This window comes from Nioella aestuarii (assembly GCF_050896395.1).
Classification (GTDB): Bacteria; Pseudomonadota; Alphaproteobacteria; order Rhodobacterales; family Rhodobacteraceae; genus Nioella; species Nioella aestuarii.
Window position 1 is genome coordinate 1 of sequence record NZ_JBPBBA010000014.1, and the last position, 19,719, is coordinate 19,719.

General features: G+C 63.0%; 18 protein-coding genes. 15 read left to right on the top strand and 3 right to left on the bottom strand.

Translation table 11 applies throughout. From position 1 onward, the window contains the following. A partial coding sequence (locus tag ACROHD_RS09930; protein ID WP_432677570.1) for a CoA-binding protein occupies positions 1-1,489 on the bottom strand: 1,489 nt, incomplete at its 3' end. 141 nt (positions 1,490-1,630) lie between these two features. Further along, positions 1,631-2,791, bottom strand: coding sequence for an acyl-CoA dehydrogenase family protein (locus ACROHD_RS09935; RefSeq protein WP_432677571.1), 1,161 nt, complete (start codon positions 2,789-2,791; stop codon positions 1,631-1,633). Positions 2,792-2,846: 55 nt separating this feature from the next. Here ACROHD_RS09935 and ACROHD_RS09940 point away from each other — a divergent pair, with 55 nt between their 5' ends. The 12 genes from ACROHD_RS09940 (at position 2,847) to ACROHD_RS09995 (ending at position 15,159) form a co-directional block, all read left to right on the top strand. Further along, positions 2,847-3,812 carry a GlxA family transcriptional regulator gene (locus tag ACROHD_RS09940; protein ID WP_432677572.1) on the top strand — a complete coding sequence of 322 codons (966 nt, stop codon included), beginning with the start codon at positions 2,847-2,849 and terminating at the stop codon, positions 3,810-3,812. A 75-nt stretch (positions 3,813-3,887) separates the two neighbouring features. Next, positions 3,888-4,571 carry a DUF6639 family protein gene (locus ACROHD_RS09945; protein WP_432677574.1) on the top strand — a complete coding sequence of 228 codons (684 nt, stop codon included), beginning with the start codon at positions 3,888-3,890 and terminating at the stop codon, positions 4,569-4,571. A gap of 86 nt (positions 4,572-4,657) precedes the next feature. Then, complete coding sequence (locus tag ACROHD_RS09950) at positions 4,658-5,494, top strand: tryptophan 2,3-dioxygenase (protein ID WP_432677576.1); 837 nt, start codon at positions 4,658-4,660, stop codon at positions 5,492-5,494. 1 nt (position 5,495) lies between these two features. Further along, on the top strand, positions 5,496-6,689 hold the full coding sequence (gene kynU, locus ACROHD_RS09955; RefSeq protein WP_432677577.1) for a kynureninase: 1,194 nt from the start codon (positions 5,496-5,498) through the stop codon (positions 6,687-6,689). Positions 6,690-6,896: 207 nt separating this feature from the next. Continuing rightward, the gene (locus ACROHD_RS09960; protein ID WP_432677578.1) at positions 6,897-9,110 is read left to right on the top strand and encodes an NADP-dependent isocitrate dehydrogenase; all 2,214 of its coding nucleotides are present in this window, start codon (positions 6,897-6,899) and stop codon (positions 9,108-9,110) included. Between the two features lie 271 nt (positions 9,111-9,381). Further along, complete coding sequence (gene mtnA / locus ACROHD_RS09965) at positions 9,382-10,476, top strand: S-methyl-5-thioribose-1-phosphate isomerase (RefSeq protein WP_432677579.1); 1,095 nt, start codon at positions 9,382-9,384, stop codon at positions 10,474-10,476. Next, positions 10,473-11,132 carry a class II aldolase/adducin family protein gene (locus ACROHD_RS09970; RefSeq protein ID WP_432677580.1) on the top strand — a complete coding sequence of 220 codons (660 nt, stop codon included), beginning with the start codon at positions 10,473-10,475 and terminating at the stop codon, positions 11,130-11,132. Before mtnA ends, ACROHD_RS09970 begins: the two co-directional genes overlap by 4 nt. A gap of 109 nt (positions 11,133-11,241) precedes the next feature. Further along, entirely contained in the window at positions 11,242-11,856 is a 615-nt protein-coding gene (locus ACROHD_RS09975; RefSeq protein WP_432677581.1) for a DUF4178 domain-containing protein, read from the top strand. Then, positions 11,853-13,211 (top strand): DUF4178 domain-containing protein, encoded by a 1,359-nt coding sequence (locus ACROHD_RS09980; protein ID WP_432677583.1) that lies wholly within the window; start codon positions 11,853-11,855, stop codon positions 13,209-13,211. The genes ACROHD_RS09975 and ACROHD_RS09980 overlap by 4 nt, the downstream gene beginning before the upstream one ends. A gap of 1 nt (position 13,212) precedes the next feature. Continuing rightward, positions 13,213-13,380 carry a hypothetical protein gene (locus ACROHD_RS09985; RefSeq protein WP_432677584.1) on the top strand — a complete coding sequence of 56 codons (168 nt, stop codon included), beginning with the start codon at positions 13,213-13,215 and terminating at the stop codon, positions 13,378-13,380. A 13-nt stretch (positions 13,381-13,393) separates the two neighbouring features. Then, on the top strand, positions 13,394-13,618 hold the full coding sequence (locus tag ACROHD_RS09990; protein ID WP_432677585.1) for a DUF350 domain-containing protein: 225 nt from the start codon (positions 13,394-13,396) through the stop codon (positions 13,616-13,618). Further along, positions 13,615-15,159 (top strand): polyamine aminopropyltransferase, encoded by a 1,545-nt coding sequence (locus ACROHD_RS09995; protein WP_432677586.1) that lies wholly within the window; start codon positions 13,615-13,617, stop codon positions 15,157-15,159. The genes ACROHD_RS09990 and ACROHD_RS09995 overlap by 4 nt, the downstream gene beginning before the upstream one ends. Here the strand turns inward: ACROHD_RS09995 and speD are convergent, their stop codons facing one another. Further along, the gene (gene speD / locus ACROHD_RS10000; RefSeq protein ID WP_432677587.1) at positions 15,160-15,516 is read right to left on the bottom strand and encodes an adenosylmethionine decarboxylase; all 357 of its coding nucleotides are present in this window, start codon (positions 15,514-15,516) and stop codon (positions 15,160-15,162) included. Positions 15,517-15,646: 130 nt separating this feature from the next. Here speD and ACROHD_RS10005 point away from each other — a divergent pair, with 130 nt between their 5' ends. The 3 genes from ACROHD_RS10005 (at position 15,647) to ACROHD_RS10015 (ending at position 19,441) form a co-directional block, all read left to right on the top strand. Continuing rightward, entirely contained in the window at positions 15,647-16,420 is a 774-nt protein-coding gene (locus ACROHD_RS10005) for an HpcH/HpaI aldolase family protein (RefSeq protein ID WP_432677588.1), read from the top strand. Between the two features lie 170 nt (positions 16,421-16,590). Beyond that, positions 16,591-17,850 carry an imelysin family protein gene (locus tag ACROHD_RS10010; RefSeq protein ID WP_432677589.1) on the top strand — a complete coding sequence of 420 codons (1,260 nt, stop codon included), beginning with the start codon at positions 16,591-16,593 and terminating at the stop codon, positions 17,848-17,850. Positions 17,851-17,923: 73 nt separating this feature from the next. Then, complete coding sequence (locus tag ACROHD_RS10015) at positions 17,924-19,441, top strand: di-heme oxidoreductase family protein (protein WP_432677591.1); 1,518 nt, start codon at positions 17,924-17,926, stop codon at positions 19,439-19,441. Positions 19,442-19,719: the final 278 nt, after the last annotated feature.

Genomic DNA, 19,719 nt, shown 5'->3' on the forward strand with positions numbered 1-19,719 from the left:
CCCGGCCCGATCCCGGCACGCGCACACCATGATCCGCCAGCGCCGCCTTGGCCTCGGCTTCCGTCAGGGTTCGTGCGCCCACGGGATCCCCGGGCATCAGCATCGGCTCCGGCACCGAACGCGCCTGCCCCAGCCATGCCCCCAGATCGAGTGCCGCCAGTGCCTCTCCCATCCCGGAAAACGGCACGATGCCCCGCGCCACGGCGCGATCGGCCACGGCTTCGGGCAGGGTTTCGGGCAAGCTCGCTAGGATGCACATGCGCTTGCCCGTCGCGGCTTGCGTATCGGCGATGGCTTCCACCACCTTGTGCCAGTCACTCGCGTCGCAGCGGTCTTCGCGCGGGAAGTCCAGCACCGCGCAGCCCATGGCCAGATCGCCTTGCATCATGGCGCTGAAACAGCGCGTGGTTGCGGGCTGATCACCCCAGATATAGGTGTGGTAGTCCAAGGGGTTGGCCAGCGCTACCTTGGGTCCCAAAGCCTCTGCCAACGCCGCCCTCTGCCCCGGTTCCAACGGCGGGAAAACCAGCCCGGTATCGATGCTCAGATCCGCCATCAGGCTCGCCTCGCCCCCCGAGCACGACAGCGACCCGATCCGGTTCGACGCCAGCGGGCCTCCCACATGCAGCAGCTTCAGCGTCTCCAGCATCTCGGCCAGTGTCCGCGCCTGCGCTATGCCAAGCCGCGCAAGCAGGGCCCGCCCCCCTGCATCGCTGCCCGCGACCGAGGCGGTATGCGACACCGTCGCCGCCCGCGCCTGTTCCGAAGCGCCAATCCGCACCGCAACAATCGGTTTGCCAAGTTCGCGCGCCGTCGCGGCCAGCGCTTCAAACCCGCGCAGATCGGCAATCCCCTCGATATGCAGCCCAAGCGCCGTGACACGAGGATCGGCCAGCAACCCCCGTCCCATCATAGCCAGGTCGGTTTGCGCCTGGTTTCCAGCCGTCATGATATAGGCAATCGGCAGCCCGCGCGCCTGCATCGACAGGTTGCAGGCGATGTTGGAGCTTTGCGTGACAATCGCGACGCCGCTGTCGATCGGCACCAGCCCATGCTGGTCGGGCCACAACAAAGCCCCGTCCAGCGCATTGAGAAACCCGTAACAATTCGGCCCCAACACCGGCATATCCCCCGCTGCAGCGACCAAAGCACGCTGCAGCTCCGGCCCGTCCGCCAGCTCCGCCTCAGCTTCCGCAAAGCCGCTGGCAAAGCACACCGCCCCGCCCGCGCCCATGTTAGACAGCAGCGCCACGGTCTCGACGGTCACGTATCGGTTTACCCCGATAAATACCGCGTCCGGCACCCCCGGAAGGTCCTCCACCCGTGCAAACACCCGCAGGCCCGCCATCTCTGACCGGCTCGGATGCACCGGCCAAAGATCGCCCGCGAAACCGACCTTACGGCATTCGCGCAATACATTTGCACACCACGCCCCACCCCCGATCACGGCGATGCTCGCTGGCCTAAGCAACCGGTTCAGATCACGCACGACGCTTCACCTCGCGACCATGTCTTTCTTCTATGCAAAAACACCCCGGGGGCGCCGCCGACAGACGACGAGGGCAGAGCCCCCCTCCCGCGGTCCGCAGGACCGCGCGGATCGACGCCGAAGGCGGCGAAATACCCGTCATCATGCACCAAGCGGCCGGAAAAGCTCCCGGCTGATGATATGGCGTTGGATCTCGCTGGTCCCGTCCCAGATCCGCTCCACCCGCGCATCGCGCCAGAACCGCTCAATCGGATAATCGCTCATCAGCCCCATGCCGCCATAGATTTGCAGCGCGGCATCGGTCACCCGCGCCAGCATCTCCGACGCATAGACCTTGGCCGAGGCGATCTCGCGGTTCGCGGGCAACCCCTGATCCAAGCGCCAGGCGGAGTTCAGCGTCAGCAGGTCCGCCGCGTCGATTTCCGTGATCATATCCGCAATCTGGAAGCTCACGCCCTGAAACTTGGCGATCTGCTGACCGAATTGTTCGCGCTCGGCGGCGTAGTTCAGCGCATAGTCAAAGACCCGCCGGGCACGGCCTACGCTCATCGTGGCGACGGTGATCCGCGTGGCATAAAGCCACTCATTCATCACCGCAAATCCACCGTCGACCTCGCCCAGAACCTGCGCGTCCGGCAGACGGCAGTCGTCGAACTCCAGCACCATGTTCTTGTAGCCCCGATGACTGACGGATTTGTAGCCGTCGCGGATGGTGAAACCAGGTGTGCCCCGGTCGACCAGAAACGCGGTGATCCGCTTTTTCGGGCCTTTCGGGGTCATGTCCTCGCCCGTGGCGATAAAGACGATGATGAAATCCGCATGGTCCGCGCCAGAGATGAAATGCTTGGTGCCATTCACCACCCAGTCACCACCATCGCGCACGGCAGAGCATTTCATCCCCCGCACGTCCGACCCGGCACCGGGTTCCGTCATCGCCAGCGCGTCCATCCGTTCGCCGCGCACGGCGGGCAGCAGGTAGCGTTCCTTCTGCTCGCCCTCGCAGGCCATCAGGATGTTCTGCGGCCGCCCGAAGAAGTGGTTGAGCGCCATCGACCCGCGCCCCAGCTCCCGCTCCACAAGCGCGAATTCCAGGTGGCTCAGCCCCGCGCCGCCGACCTCCTCGGGAAAGTTACAGGCGTAGAAGCCAAGATCGATCGTCTTGCGCTTGATCTCATCAGCCACCTCTTTGGGCACTTCACCGGTGCGCTCAACCGCGTCCTCATGCGGGTAGATTTCCTTCTCCACGAAGCTTCGCACGGTGGAGACGATCATCTCCTGTTCATCGGTCAGACCGAAATGCATGGGCCTTCTCCCTTGTCCTGTTGGTCTGACTATGGAAGATGCGCATTGAATGATCATGCAGAATTGGCCGCATCCCGTGCACAAATCGCAACAGATTATGCCGCCTCGCAGCATCGGTGTGCTGCTGTTTCCGGCGTTTTCCAACCATTGCCTTGCCAATGCGGTGGAACCGCTGCGCGGGGCGAACATGCTGTCGCGCAGGGCGCTTTACGACTGGCAGTTCCTCAGCCTCGATGGCTCCGGCGTGGCTTCGTCGTCCGGGCTGACCGTACAGCCTCAGGCGCGGCTTTCCGATCATCCCGGCGGCGACTACCTGCTTGTCATGCCTAGCTATGATTTCGAGCGTCACGCCACCCCCGCCCTCGCGCGCGCCCTCAGGGCAGCGGCAGGGCGGTACAGGACCGTGATCGGCCTTGATACCGGCAGCTACCTCATGGCTGCGGCAGGGCTGCTGGACGGGCGGCGCGCAACGATCCATTGGGACGAGCTGGAAAATCTTGCCGAAAGCTTTCCCGATGTGACCGTGACCGAGGACCGGTTCGTGATTGACGGCAACCGCATCACCTGCGGCGGCACCACCACCACGTTTGAATTGATGCTTCATCTGATCGACGCCCACCACGGCGCGATGCTGCGGCTGGAGGTGGCGGCACTATTCATGCATGGCGAGGCAGATCCCCGTGCCGATCCGCTCACGCGCCTGCCTCGCGACCGGCTTGTGCAGGCTGCCGTTTCGATCATGCGCCGAAATATAGAGGCGCCTTTGCCAGTGGGGGAAATCGCCGCGCGTTTGTCCCTGAGCCAACGCGGATTGGAGGCGCATTTCGCTCGTGAAACCGCCATGTCTCCCCGCGCCGTCTATACGGCATTGAGGCTTCGGCAGGCGCGGCTGCTGGCAGAGCGCACGACGCTTTCCGTGGCCGAGATCGCCACGCGCTGCGGCTATGCCGATGCAAGCGCCATGACCCGCGCCTTTCGCCGCGAATTCGGCCACCCGCCAAGCAGCCTTCGACGCAGCTAAGCCAATCACCTGCAATAAGGCTTGCCATATCGCTGTTTCCCGCCGGATAGTGAACATTGTCAACCTGGAGGTTCCATGTCTGCCCGCACGCTGTGCAGCCTGGCTCTGGCCATTTGCGTTACCTCGGCAAGCGTCAGCGCCGATCCCCTGCCCTGCCCTGATCCGCGCTTCGTGACCGATGCCCCGGACATGGCGCAGCACACCATGATCTGTGCCATCAGTTCAGAGAACGCAGCCCGGATGGAAAGCTGCGGGCTTACACTTGCCCGGCCGCTGCTGATCGAAATCGTTGAAACAGTCGAGCATCCGATCGCCGATTGCCTCGCAGCCTTCGACTGCGCACATGACCGCATACGCGTCACCGACCCCGCGCGATATCCCGAGCGCATTCCCTCTGCCGAACCTTATGCCGATCTGCCGCCCGACATCTTGCTGGGGGCGCTGCTGACCCATGAACTTGCCCACGCAACGGTGGAACACAGCACGCCGGACCATGCCATCGCGCCCGTTGATCACGAATACATCGCCGCAGCAATGGAGCTGGATACGCTGCCACCCGAATGGCGCCAGCACCTGCTGGACCGGGCCGGAATCGACACGCCACTCGCGGGACTGATCAACATTTGGATATACCGGCTGGAACCGCGCCGCTTTTCCGCCAATGCATGGTTGCACTTCTCGGACCCGGCCCATGGCTGTGATCTGGTGGCACGCATTACCTCGGGCAGGTTCAGCTTCGCGGCAAGCCCTGCCGAGTGAGTTATTTTAAGCTTGAAACAAATGCGGATCAATCCTAGGGTCCCGGCCAACGAGACTCGCGTGCGTCATATTTCAGGAGGCTCGCCATGAGCGACCAAGCCTATAACCCCGGCAGCGACGGCGCTCAGATGGATTTCCGCGCCGCCATGTCCTACGGCGACTACCTGCATCTCGACGGCATCCTACAAGCGCAACACCCGCTGTCCGACGCCCATGACGAGATGCTGTTCATCATCCAGCACCAAACCAGCGAACTGTGGATGAAACTGGCGATCCATGAACTATCCGCCGCGCGGGACGCACTACACGCGGGACAAATGTCGCAAATGTTCAAGATGCTTGCACGAGTTGCGCGGATCTTCGAGCAGCTGAACAACGCCTGGGACGTGCTGCGCACCATGACGCCCGCCGATTATACGCGGTTTCGGAAAGCGCTTGGGCCGTCGTCGGGATTTCAGTCCTATCAGTACCGGCTGATCGAATTCGTTCTGGGCAACCGCAACCCTAATATGGTCAAACCCCACGCCCATGTGCCGGGTGTGGCGGCCATATTGGAGGCTGAACTGGCCCGCCCCAGCTTCTATGACGAAGTGGTCGCGATGCTTTTCGCAGAGGTGGATGGGCCGGACCCCGCCCCAGCCCCGCAACTGGACACGCCGCACAGCGCGCGGCCCGAAATCCAGGCGCACTGGAAGACCGTATATGAAAACGTTGACCAGCACTGGACGCTCTATGAGCTGGGTGAAAAGCTGGTTGACCTAGAAGATTACTTCCGCCGCTGGCGCTTCAATCATGTGACCACCGTGGAACGTGTCATCGGCTTCAAGCGCGGCACCGGCGGCACATCGGGCGTGCAATACCTGCGCCGGATGCTAGAGGTGGAGCTGTTCCCAGAGCTCTGGCATGTCAGAGGAGACCTGTAACATGGGCGTATCCCTGCCCCGTGAAGACCTGTTCGAGATCCCAGAGGGGGTGATCTATCTGGATGGCAACTCGCTTGGCGTCCTGCCCAAAGGGGCCGCCGCGCGCGCCACGGAAGTGATTGATCAGGAATGGGGACAGCAGTTGATCCGCGCGTGGAACACGGCGGGCTGGATGGACCTGCCCCGCGTGGTGGGCGACCGGATCGGGCAGCTGATCGGCGCGCCTGCGGGGTCCGTTGCCACCGGAGACACGCTGTCGATCAAGGTTTATCAGGCCCTCGCAGCGGCGCTGAAAATGCGCCCTGACCGGCGGGTTATCCTTTCGGATAACGGCAACTTCCCCTCCGATCTTTATATGGCGCAGGGGCTGATCGGTACCATCGACAAGGGGTATGAGCTGCGCACGCCATCGCCTCAGGACGTGGCGGATGCCATCACCGAGGACGTGGCCGTCGTCATGCTGACCCATGTGGATTACCGGTCAGGCCGGATGCACGACATGAAAGCGATCACCGAAAAGGCCCATGCAATGGGTGCCGTGATGATCTGGGATCTGGCGCATTCGGCAGGCGCGGTCCCGGTGGACATGGCGGCCAGCAACGCCGAATTCGCCGTGGGATGTAGCTATAAATACCTCAACGGCGGCCCCGGCGCGCCCGCCTTCATCTACGCTCGCCCGGACATCATCGAGGGCGTGGAACCGGCACTGTCCGGCTGGCTTGGCCATGACGCGCCTTTTTCCATGGAACTTGGATACCGCCCCGCAATGTCCACGGAACGCCTGCGCGTCGGCACACCGCCCATCCTGCAACTGGCGGTGCTGCAAGAGGCGCTGAAAGCGTGGGACGGGGTGGATATGGCCGACCTGCGCGCAGCCTCCATCGCCCTGTCGGAACGCTTCGTCGCCGAGGTCACCGCCCGCTGTCCCACCCTGCGGCTTGCGTCCCCAACCGACCCTGCCACGCGCGGCAGCCAGGTCTCGTTCGGGTTCGAACACGGCTATGCCGCGATGCAGGCCCTGATCGCGCGCGGTGTCATCGGCGATTTCCGCGCCCCCGATATCATGCGCTTCGGCTTCACCCCGCTGTATCTGGACGAGGCCGATGTTGTCCGCGCCGCCGAGATCTTGGGCGACGTCATCAACGACAAGATCTACGAGGCGCCCGAATACCAGACCCGGTCCCGCGTCACCTGATCCATCACTGCCACGCCGATGAAACACCGACCGCGCCAAAACGCGCGCCTTTGTCCTGTTGATCAATCGCGCGGGCTGATTTAGGCGAGGGGCGAAGCAAATCACGGCGAATCCTCCGGGTTCCCTCTGACGCCGCTCAACATCGCCCCGCCCGGGGCTGGCGTGACAGGGACCCACCCCTCTGAACTTTGAAAAAGGGACCGGACCATGGCAGATCAAAAACAACCTGACATTGTGTATACCATTGTAGACGAAGCGCCCGAACTGGCCTCGGCATCGTTCCTGCCGATCATCCGCAAATTCGCCGATGCGGCGGGTGTCAGCGTTGGCACCAAAGACATTTCACTGGCCGGTCGTATCCTGTCGACCTTCCCAGAATACCTGTCCGAAGATCAGCGTCAGTCCGACGATCTGGCGGAACTGGGTCAACTGGTGAAAACGCCGGAAGCCAATGTGATCAAGCTGCCCAATATCTCGGCCTCGGTCCCGCAGCTGGTTGCTGCCGTGAAAGAGCTTCAGTCGCAAGGCTACGCCCTGCCCGATTATCCGGAAGCCCCCGAAACCGATGAGGAAAAGGCCGTCCGCGCCAAGTATGACACCCTCAAAGGCTCTGCCGTGAACCCGGTTCTGCGCGAAGGCAACTCCGACCGCCGCGCCGCCGCCGCCGTCAAGAACTTCGCCCAGAAAAACCCGCATCGCATGGGCAAGTGGTCTGCCGACAGCAAGACCAAGGTGTCGTCGATGCCGGGTAACGATTTCTACGCCAACGAGGTGTCGGCAACGCTTTCCGCCGCGCAGGCCGGGGCCGCGAAGATCGAATTCGTGGGCAAGGACGGATCAGTCACCACGCTCAAGGACACCTGGCCGCTGATCGAAGGTGAAGTGGTCGACGCCACCTTCATGTCGGTCAAGGCTCTGTCGGCTTTCCTGGCAGATGCCATCGAAGACACCAAGGCCGATGGCACCCTCTTCTCGCTGCACATGAAGGCCACGATGATGAAGGTCTCTGACCCGATCATCTTCGGCCACGCGGTCAAAGCCTGGCTTGCGCCCGTGTTCGACCAGTTCGGCGAGGAGCTGGCCGCGCTCGGCGTGAACCCGAATTCCGGTCTGGGTGACGTTCTGGCCCGTGTAGCTGACCAGCCCGCGATCATGGCCGCAATCGATGCGGCCACCACCGCCCGCCCGCCGATGTATATGGTGAACTCTGACAAGGGCATCACCAACCTGCATGTTCCCTCGGATGTCATCATCGACGCCTCCATGCCCGCCCTCATCCGCGCGGGCGGCAAGGGTTGGGGCCCCGATGGCAATGAGGCCGACACCAACTGCGTCATCCCGGACAACTGCTATGCGCCGGTCTATGATGAAACGATCAACTTCTTCAAAGCCAATGGCGCGCTGAACCCCGCCACTGCCGGCACCGTTCAGAACATTGGCCTCATGGCGCAGAAGGCCGAGGAATACGGCTCTCATCCCACCACGTTTGAGGCGCCTGCCGATGGCACGATCCGCATCGTGCTGGCGGGTGGCGAGACGCTGCATTCCCATGAGGTGGAAGCCGGTGACATCTGGCGCGCCTGCACCGTGAAAAAGGCCCCGATTGAAAACTGGATCCAGCTGTCGATCGACCGTCAGCGCCTCACGGGCTTCCGCGCCATTTTCTGGCTCGACGCAAACCGCGCCCATGATGCCGAACTGATCAAATACGTCCAGCCAGCCCTGGAAGCGGCTGGCGTCGCAGACAAGTTCGAGATCATGGCCCCCCGCGACGCCACCCGCGCCTCGCTGGAAACCATCACTGCAGGTGACAACACCATCGCCATCACCGGCAATGTGCTGCGCGACTACCTGACCGACCTGTTCCCGATCCTGGAACTGGGCACCTCGGCCAAGATGCTGTCGATCGTCGGCCTGATGAATGGCGGCGGGCTCTTTGAAACCGGCGCGGGCGGCTCGGCACCCAAGCACGTGCAGCAACTGGTTGAGGAAAACCACCTGCGGTGGGACTCGATGGGGGAATTCTGCGCCCTGGGTGAAAGCCTCAACTTCCTCGCCGACAGCCGTGGCAATGCCAAGGCCGGTGTTCTTGGACGCGCCGCCGAGGCCGCAACCCAAGGCATCCTCGACGACAACCGCTCGCCCTCGCGCAAGGTGGGTGAGCCCGACAACCGCGACAGCCACTACTGGTTCGCCCGCTACTGGGCCGAGGCACTGGCCGCGCAGACCGATGACGCCGATCTCGCCGCCCATTTCGCCCCGATCGCCAAGGCGCTCGCCGAAGGTGAAACGGCCATTCTTGGCGAATTGGCAGCCGCACAAGGCCCCGCAGCCGATATCGGCGGCTACTACAAGCCATCGGTCGAGAAGAAGGCCCAGGTCATGCGCCCCTCGGCAACGCTGAACGCGATCATCGGCTAAGTCTCGCAGACCCGATCCCAAAGGCCGCCCGCTCCCCGCAGGCGGCCTTTTTCCTTCTTCTTTGCCCCAATACTCCCGCCGGAGGCATCTGTCCCATCCACCGGCGATCCGCCTGACCCCAAGACCGTCCCTCGCCCCGCATCCGCGGCAGCACGCGCCGAGGAGGTCCCCGCGCAAGCGGGGGGTGACGAGGCGCGTTCCCCGGTCGGCGTGCCAACGGCACGGCGAAACCCGCTTGACCCCTCCGCCGCCCCGGCCCAAGCATGACGGCATGAAAGTGAACGGTACCCCCTTCCGGTCCCTGTGGTGGGATCAAGATGCAGGCGCGCTGCAGATCATCGACCAGCGCTGGCTCCCGCATGAGTTCCGCATCCAGCAGCTCAATAGCCTCGCGGATTACTGCACGGCGATCACCGACATGCATGTGCGCGGTGCGCCCCTGATAGGCGCGACAGCTGCCTACGGCATGGCTTTTGCGCTTCGCGAAGATCCGTCAGACAGCGCCATGCAGGCCGCCTATGACCAGCTCCACGCCACCCGACCCACGGCGATCAATCTCAGATGGGCACTCGACCGGGCCAGCGCGGCCATGCGGCCCCTTACCCCGACACATCGCGCCGAGGCCGCTCTTCAGCTGGCCCATCACATCGCCGATGAGGATGTCGAGATCAACCGCCGCATCGGCACTCATGGCCTCGCCCTCATCCGCGCCATCGCCGAAACCAAACCGGCAGGCGAGCCCGTGCGCCTGCTGACCCATTGCAACGCCGGCTGGATCGCCACCGTCGACTGGGGCACCGCCACCAGCCCGATGTACCAGGCCCATGACGCCGGGATCCCGATCCATGTCTGGGTCGATGAAACCCGGCCCCGCAACCAGGGCGCGCTGACGGCATGGGAGCTTGGCAGCCACGGCATCTCGCACAGCTACATCACCGACAATGCGGGCGGGCATCTGATGCAGCACGGGCAGGTCGATATGGTCATCACCGGCACCGACCGGACAACCCGCGCGGGTGACGTCTGCAACAAGATCGGCACCTATCTCAAGGCGCTCGCCGCCCGTGACAACGGCGTGCCCTTCTACGTCGCCCTGCCCTCACCCACCATCGACTGGACCGTGTCCGATGGCATTGCAGAGATCCCGATAGAGGACCGCCCGGAACACGAAATCACCCATGTTCAGGGGCGCGCCCAACATGGCATCGCCACTGTTCAGGTTACCCCCGAAGGCACACCGGGCGGCAACCCCGCCTTCGACGTCACACCCGCCCGGCTTGTCACCGGTTTGATCACCGAACGCGGTATTTGCGAGGCGTCCGAAGCAGGGCTTGCCGGGCTCTTTCCTGACATGGCCGCGCGATGACCCAACCCTATGCTGATCGTGTCGAGACCCGGCAGGCCATCATCAACGCCTGCCTCAAACTGAATGCCGATGGCATCAATCAAGGCACCTCTGGCAATGTCTCGCTCCGGGCGGGCGACGCCATGCTGATCACCCCCTCGGGTGTGCCGTATGAGGACATGACGCCCGACATGATCCAGAAGGTTCCGCTATCGGGTGACCCGCAGCGGCAGGGCCCGCTCAGACCTTCCACCGAATGGCGCTTTCACCAGGCGCTCTACACCGCCAAACCCGAGATACACGCGGTCGTCCATGCCCACCCCGTGCATTGCACCGCTTTGGCGCAGAACCGCATGTCGATCCCGGCGGTCCACTACATGGTGGCAGCCTTTGGTGGTCACGATGTGCCGCTGGCTGGCTACGCTCTTTTCGGGGGAGAGGAACTGGCACAGGACGTCGTCCATGCCATGATGGACCGCCACGCCTGCCTGATGGCCAATCATGGGGCCACGGTTGTGGGCGAAACGCTCGAAAAAGCCCTTTGGCGCATGGGTGAGCTGGAGACGCTGGCGCGGGGTTATTGCCTGTCGCTCTCCATCGGCCAGCCCCACATTCTCGACCGGTTTCAGATAGAAGAAGCCCTGGCCGCCTTCACCGATTATGGCCGCCGCGACTGACACAGCCCAGAGATTCAGGCTTTATTTCGGGCCCTTGTACGCTTAGGCTTTGCCAGGTTACTGCACTTCTGCCCCTTTGCGGGCCCATTGATCGACGCTTGATTAGCATATGAGCACATTCAGCTGCCCCAATTGTGGCGATGACGTCACCCCCACCATTGCGCGCGCGCGCATGGTCACCTGCGCCTCCTGCGGCTCCACGATCCTGATTGAATCTGAAGCAGTCCGACTGGCTGGCGAACAGGGCGTCATGCACGAGGTGCCAATGCTGTTCGACATCGGCGACATGGTGATCTGCGGGGAAACCACGGTCACGCTGCATGGCCATGCGCGGTTTTCCTACGGGCGCGGCTTTTGGGAGGAATTCTGGGGCGAAACCCCGTCGGGCGATCCCATGTGGGTATCCGTCGACGAGGGCGATATCGTGGTCCAGAAACCGGTGCCCGCCCGCAACTACCCCCGCGCACAAGGCGAATTCCGCCCGGGCCGGGAACTGACCTGCCAGGACCAGCAGTTCAAGGTGGTCGAGGTTGATAGCGCAGAATGCGTGGCGGTGCGGGGCAGTTTCGACGAGGAACTGAAGGTGGGCGAGACCTACAGCTTCGTCAACGCTCAGGCTGCAAGCGGCCTGTTGCTGTCTGGCGAAATCTGGGAGGGCGGGCAATCCTGGTTCCTCGGCTACTGGTTTGATCCCTTCGAGATCAAGGTCAGGAGGCAGTCATGAGCCTTGCTGCAACCACCAGCGTCAATTGCACCTCTTGCGGGGCCGGGCTCGACGTTCTTGGCGGCGGGCGGGTCATGGTCCATGTCTGCCCCTATTGCGGGGCCGAACTGGATGCGCAGGACGATTACAAGGTCATTGCCAAGTTCGACGGGCTAATGCGCCCCGACAGCCCTTTCCGCATCGGCATGTCGGGCAAGATCAAGGGCGTAGATTACACCGTCATCGGAATGCTGGAATTTCGCGAGCAATACCGCGGCCAGACCTGGACCTGGATCGACCACCAGCTCTATTCGCCCACCCATGGCTATGCCTGGCTGACCATAGAGGACGGGCATCTGGTCTTCACCCGCCGCTTCCGGCGGCCGGTCTGGGTGTCATCCGCACAAGTGGAGCGGGCCAATCACCCGCCAACCGTGAAGGTCGATGGCGACCGCTATCGCTATTACGAGACCTCAACCGCCGACATCATCTTTGCCGAGGGCGAATTCACCTGGGCGCCCAAGATCGGTGAGAAGACCACCACCGTGACCGTTCTGGCCGACAGCGCCATGCTCGGCTTTTCGGAAACCGGAGGAGAGCGCGAAGTTTATCGGTCCGAACTGGTGGACAGCGCCGCGGTTGCCGCCTCGTTCGGCGTGACCAACCCGCCCGTCCCTTACGGCACCCATCCGATGCAGCCCTATATGGGCGGCGACAATGACCGCTTCATGCGGATCGTAGCACTGGTTGCCATGGTGGTCTGTTTCGCGCTGGCGATGATCTTTGACACCCGCACCGGTACCCTCGTCGGTGAACCACTTGTCGTGCAGGCGCGTCAAATCCCCTCGGCAGTGCCGATCACCATCCCAGATGTAGGCGGGCCTGTACGACTTAGATTCGAGGGAACACCCTACGTTGTGTCGACACTGGCAAACTCGCCGAATTCCCTTGTCTATGCCTATGCGTCCCTCAGTCTGTCCTATCCAGACGGCAGATCTTTGGCCGGGGGGCCAAGTCGGGCAAGGGTCAGGGTTGGCGGTCAGCCGCAGGGCAGTTTGCCGGGCGGATTCAATACCACAGAACTGGTCTTCCCTTCGTCCCTATCGGGGAGCTACTTTTTGAACCTCAGCTGGTCCAGCCAGGGCCCAAGCTCGGCGAACAACGCTGCGGGCTTCACAGGAGACATCACCAGCCCGCGCCAGCTGCATTTCTCGGAAGGCGATATCACCATCCGCACCTACGCGGGGATTTCGAAAGGCTACTGGCTCTATCGGCTGGCCATCGTTTTCCTGATCGTTGTGGGGATCAGCTTCGCCCGCAGATGGAACTTCAACCGCAAGCGCTGGAGCGGATCCGACTGGACGAGCGAGGACTGACATGAACCTGTTTCGCACCATATTCCTGGCCGTCACCATCGCCGCTGTTCTTGGCGTCTCGTACATCGCCTATCGGGGTGCGGCCCCGGAAACCACCGGGCAGCATGTCTCGCTGAGAACCGGCAGCGGCGGCAATACCGGCTTCTTCGGCTTCGGTCGCGTCAAATAAGAAAGAGGACCCAATGGAACTGTTTGCAGAGCTTCAACTGGCCGAGGTTGTCGGCACCATCGTCTACACCGCCATCGGCATGGGCCTGATGTGGGTCGTCTGGAAGGTGATCGTGGCGGCCTCGCCCTTCCCGATCATCAAGGAGATCGAGGAAGACCAAAACATCGCACTGGCCGTCATGATCGGGATGCTGTTCCTGTCCATCGCCATTATTATAGCGGCCGTCATCGTTTCATGACGCCAGCTCACGCCCCGCGCCTGCGCGAGGTCTGGCTTCTGGCGGCGACCTTTCTGGTCGCCATCGCGGGGCTGATCTACGAACTGGTCGCGGCCACCGTCTCCAGCTACCTGCTTGGGGATTCCGTGCGCCAGTTTTCGCTGGTGATCGGGATCTTCCTGTCCTCCATGGGGCTTGGATCGTGGCTGTCGCGCTATGTGGGGCAGGCGTTTTTCGGCTTTGTCTGGGCGCAGATTCTTCTGGGGCTTGTCGGCGGCTTCATGGCCCCGGTTCTCTTCATCATCTACGGCTGGTTGGGCGAGGTCGGCCTGCCGCTATACAGTATGCTCATTGCCGTGGGCGTTCTGTCGGGCATGGAAATTCCCCTGATCGTGCGCATCCTGAAAGCCGAAGGCGCCAGCGAATTCCGGTTCGAGAACGTTCTGACCGTGGACTATGTGGGCGCGCTGGCCGCGTCGCTGGCTTTTCCGCTGCTCATCATCCCGCATCTGGGCTTGATGTCGGCAAGCCTGGCCTTCGGGGCACTGAACCTTGCCGTTGCGGGTCTGTCATTGTGGATCTTCCGCGATCTCGTGACCCGCACACAAGTAACCTTCTGGGCGCTCGCCTTCGCTGCGACCCTGGGCGGGCTGGTGCAATCCGAACGGCTTGTGTCCGTGGCCGATGCCGGGCTTTACGAGGACAGCATCATCTTCGACCAGGCCACGCCCTACCAACAGATCACCGTGACCCGTTTTCAGGACAGGGTGCGGCTCTTCCTCGACCACTCCATCCAGTTCGACAGCATCGACGAGTACCGCTATCACGAGCTGTTGGTGCATCCTGCAATGGGCATCGCCCCCCGCGCGCGCAACATCCTGATCCTGGGTGGCGGCGACGGCATGGCGACTCGAGAGGTCCTGCGCCACGAAGATGTTGAAACCGTCACGCTGGTCGATCTGGACCCTGCCGTGACGACGCTTTTCCGCGACCACCCAGACCTTGCGCCCCTGAACGATCACGCTTTCAGCGACCCGCGTGTGACCATCATCAATTCCGATGCGTGGGAGTTTATCGAACATGCCGATACGCTCTTTGACGTCATCATCCTCGACCTTCCCGACCCCAAGAACCTCGCCCTGTCGCGGCTTTATTCCCGCAGCTTCTACGGGCTGCTGGCTGAACGCCTGTCCACCCATGGGTTGATCGTCACGCAGGCCGGATCGCCACTTTTCGCGCGACAGGCCTTCTGGTCGATCGCTGAAACCTTCGAAAGCGCCACCAACCCGCTGACACCGGGAACGGCGGGGCTCTGGACGCTGCCCTATCACACCTATGTGCCCAGTTTCGGGGAATGGGGGTTCATGATCGCCGCCCCGCTGGAACATGGATCGGACAACCTGCCGCTGCCAGACGGTCTGCGCTATCTCAATGATGAAGAATGGCAGGCGGCACGGCTGTTCGGCGGTGATATCTCGCGGGTAGAAGCGGAACCTAACACCCTGCAATCCCACGCGCTTGTCGGCTATTACCTCGATGGCTGGGACCGCTGGTTCCCCTGATCATCCTTGTCCGCGCGCGATCTCGGTGATCTGTACGCGCTCGGGCCGCAGAATTTCGTGCAAATGGCTGGCAGCTTTATGGGCGTCGGACCGGCCACACAAGAAGATATCGACAGCGGCATAGCCGGTTTCCGGCCAAGTGTGGATTGAGATATGAGATTCAGCCAGCAGCAGAATGCCTGTCACCCCGTGCCCCTCACCGAAATGGTGAAGATGTCCTGCCAGAACGGTGGCACCCGCAGCCCCCGCCGCCGCGCGCAGGGCGCTGTCCAGAAACTCTGTATCATCCAACCCGATGGCTCCGTAAAGGTCCACGATCAGATGCATTCCGGGGATATGGTCGGGGTTCGCGCTCATCCCTAGGGCATAGCCCGCGGCCGCTGGCTTGAGAAGCCCGGACAAGGCGCGCAAGCCATCTTTCCTTCCGAGCGCCCACATGCGATGCTGAACATGTCAAGTAACACAAACCCGCAGAGGACACCCCGCCATGGATCTGCCCAAGAACGCCTTCAAAGCCGCCCTCAAGGCGGGCAAGAAACAGATTGGAATGTGGGTCTCGATCCCCGATAGCGGGGTGGTCGAGTTGCTCGCCGGGTGCGGCTATGACTGGCTGCTGATCGACACCGAACATTCCCCCATGGGCGCCGTCGAAACGATGCCGCTGATGCAGGCCGCTGAGCCTTATCCTGTCAGTGCCGTGGTGCGGCCCGGCTGGAACGATGCGGTCGAAATCAAGAAACTGCTGGATTGCGGGGCGCAGTCGCTGCTCATTCCTTACGTCCAGAACGCCGAAGAAGCAGCCGCCGCCGTTGCCGCAACCCGCTATCCGCCGCATGGCATTCGGGGCATGGCCGGCACCACGCGCGCCACGCGCTATGGCGCGGTCAAAGACTACGCGACGCGGGCTTCCGAAGAGATCTGCCTGCTGGTGCAGGTCGAAACCGCCGAGGCGCTAGCAAATATCGAGGCCATCGCGGCGGTTGACGGCGTCGACGGTATCTTCATCGGCCCCGCCGATCTGGCGGCCTCCATGGGTTATCCCGGCCAGGGCTCACATCCAGAGGTCAAGGCCGCCGTGGTCGATGCTGTTCAGCGCATCACCGCCGCCGGGCTGCCCGCCGGGTTCCTGTCGCTCGACCCGGTGATGCTGGATGCGGTGAACGAGGCGGGCGGCAAGTTCATCGCTGTGGACGTGGATATGGTGCTGATGAGACGAGAGGCGGCCGCCAAAGCCGCCCAGTGGCGCGACAAGATCGGCTGATCCACCTGCCCTGACCCAATCTAAAGCCGCCCGCCCAGGGGCGGCTTTTTTTGTTGTCTCCAATTAATATCCGACTTTTTTAATCATCTATTGCATTAGTTGAGTATTATTGTCAGTTATTATTCGGCCCGAGTCGCCAGCACCCTAATTTCGGACCCAAGGACAGACCGATGAAACGCTCCCTTCTGACAACCGCCTGCCTGACATGCATGGCCAGCCCCGCCCTGTCACAGACAGCAACCGAGGTGCTGGACACCTATGCAGACATCGCGCAGGCCGCCTATGAAGACAGCCTTTCGACCGCCCAAACCCTGCAAACCCGCATCGACGCGCTTATCGCGGCGCCCTCACCCCAGACCCTCGCGGCTGCCCGTACCGCATGGCGCGCCGCCCGCGTGCCCTATCAACAGACCGAGGTCTTCCGGTTCGGAAACGCCATTGTCGACGACTGGGAAGGCCGGGTGAATGCGTGGCCATTGGACGAAGGGCTGATCGATTATGTGGATGGGGGCAATGATGGCCCCTCTGACGACAACGCCTTTGCCGCCCTGAACGTCATTGCCAACCCCAGCTTTACCCTGTCGGGTGTGGTCATCGACGCCTCGGCCATCACGCCCGCAGTATTGCAGGACACCCTGCACGAGGCCGACGGGATCGAGGCAAATGTCGCCACCGGCTATCACGCCATCGAGTTCCTGCTCTGGGGTCAGGACCTGAACGGCCATGGCCCCGGCGCGGGCGACCGGCCCTATACCGACTATGCGCAGGGACCGGCTTGCACCGGCGGCAATTGCGACCGGCGGGCAGACTACCTGCAAGCTGCCGTCGATCTGCTGATCTCCGATCTGGAGTGGATCACCGGTCAATGGGCCGCAGACGGTGCCGCACGCGCCGCGCTGATGGCGGATGAAACCGCCGGTCTTGCCGCGATCCTGACCGGGATGGGCAGCTTGTCCTACGGCGAAATGGCGGGCGAACGGATGCGCCTTGGCCTGATGCTGAACGACCCCGAGGAGGAGCATGACTGCTTCTCGGACAACACCCATAACAGCCATTACTTCGACGGCCTCGGAATCCAGAACATCTATCTGGGCGAATACACGCGCGTTGATGGCACCCGTGTCTCTGGCCCCTCCCTCTCGGATCTGGTGGCCGAGGCCAACCCCGCATTGGACGCCGATCTGCGCATGGCGCTGGCCGACACGATGCGCGCCCTTGGTCGGATCAAGACCGCAGCCGAGGCAGGGTTTGCCTATGACCAGATGCTTGAACGCGGCAATGCGGGCGGTGAAGCGCTGGTGATGGCCGGGGTCGAGGGCCTGATCACCCAGACCCGTCACATAGAACGTGCCGTGACTTTGTTGGGCCTTGAAGGCGTTGCGATTGAAGGCTCCGACAGCCTCGACAACCCCATGGCGGTGTTCCAGTAACCCCGCCCCGCGCGCGGGCATGTCCCCCCCGGCCCGCGCGCATCCCCTTTTTCCCGGCTCGACAGGCAGCCCCATGTTTCCATTCCGCCCCCTCGCCCTTGCCCTGCTGATCGCCGGTCCCGCCACGGCACAAGACCTGACCGACCCGCACCTGTCCGTGATCCCCAGAACCGAAGCCGAGGCTGCCCGAGTGGCGGAAATCACGGCCCCGCCGGCCGATTTCACCGCCGCCTGGCCGTTCGAGGTCAATTCCGGCGGTGCAGCCACGGTGCGTGCGCGGCTGACACCCGATGCCTTCTCTCAGCCCTCAGGCAACATGTCCTTCGACCGCCAACTTCAGTTCCACATCGGCAACGGGCTGTTCCGCAGGCTCTGGGTGTCTGCCCCATCGTCCACGATTGCCAGTGACGGGCTGGGGCCACTTTACAACGCCCGCTCTTGTCAGCGCTGCCACCTGAAGGACGGGCGTGGCCACCCGCCCGAGGGGCCAGAGGATCTGGCGATCTCGATGTTTCTGCGCTTCTCGATCCCGGGTTCTGATACCGACCTGACAGATGAGATCGAAGGCTTCCTGGCCACCTTGCCCGACCCCAACTATGGCACCCAGATCCAGGATTTCGCCTTGCCCGGCCACGCGCCAGAGGCACAGATGCTGATCACCTATGAAGAGGTTGAGCTGTCACTATCGGACGGCGAAATCGTCTCGCTGCGGCGCCCCACCTATACATTGGAAACCCTTGGCTATGGGCCGCTTCACCCCGATGCCATGCTATCCCCGCGCATCGCCCCCCAGATGATCGGACTGGGATTGCTAGAGGCCATTCCCGCCGCCGATATCATGGCCCATGCCGATCCCGACGACGCGAATGGCGATGGTATTTCGGGCCGCCCGAATATCGTCTGGTCCGTCGAATACGGTCTGCCGATGCTGGGGCGCTTCGGGCTGAAGGCGGGCGCGCCCACGGTTCGACAACAATCCGCCGCCGCCTTCGCCGGTGATATCGGCATCTCGAACCCTCTGTTCCCCGGCCCTTGGGGAGACTGCACCGCAGCACAAACCAATTGTCGCGCCGCGCCGCATGGGGCCGATCCTGAACAGGGCGGGTTTGAGATTGACGCCGAGGCGCTTGAGTTTGTGACCTTCTATTCCCAGAACCTCGCCGTGCCCGCCCGCCGCGACATCGATGATCCGCAGGTGCTGCGCGGGCGAGAGATCTTTTTCGCCACCGGCTGCACCGGCTGCCATGTGCCCAGTTTCGTCACCCACAGGCTGCAAGACCGGCCCGAACACAGCTTTCAGCTGATCTGGCCCTACACGGATCTTCTGCTGCATGACATGGGTGAGGGGCTGGCGGATCACCGGCCAGAGGCCCGCGCCACCGGCACTGAATGGCGCACCCCGCCGCTTTGGGGGATTGGCCTGACCCAGACGGTATCCGGCCACACCCAGTTCCTGCATGATGGCCGCGCCCGGTCCCTGCTTGAGGCCATCCTTTGGCATGGCGGCGAGGCCGAGGCGCAGAGGGATGCCGTCATCGCCATGCCCTCGCATGACCGCGCCGCCCTGATCCGTTTCCTCGAAAGCCTCTGACCTGCGGGCCCTTGGTTTTGCCCTCGCCCTGCTCCCCCGTGCCCGGGCGGGTCCAATCCCTCGTGAAGGCAGAAGCGGTGGAGGCCACTATCCCGCCGCAGATGGACACGCTGGCTGCAACCGGGGCCGACCGGTGCCTTGGCGTGACTGGAATGCGCGCACCCCCGGCCCCGCCTCGCTACACTCTGCACCGTCGGTCAGTCGGCGTGGCCTCTTGTCCCCAATCTATGGGCTTCCCATAATTATCATGATAAATTATTTTCTACACAAGCCGTCCG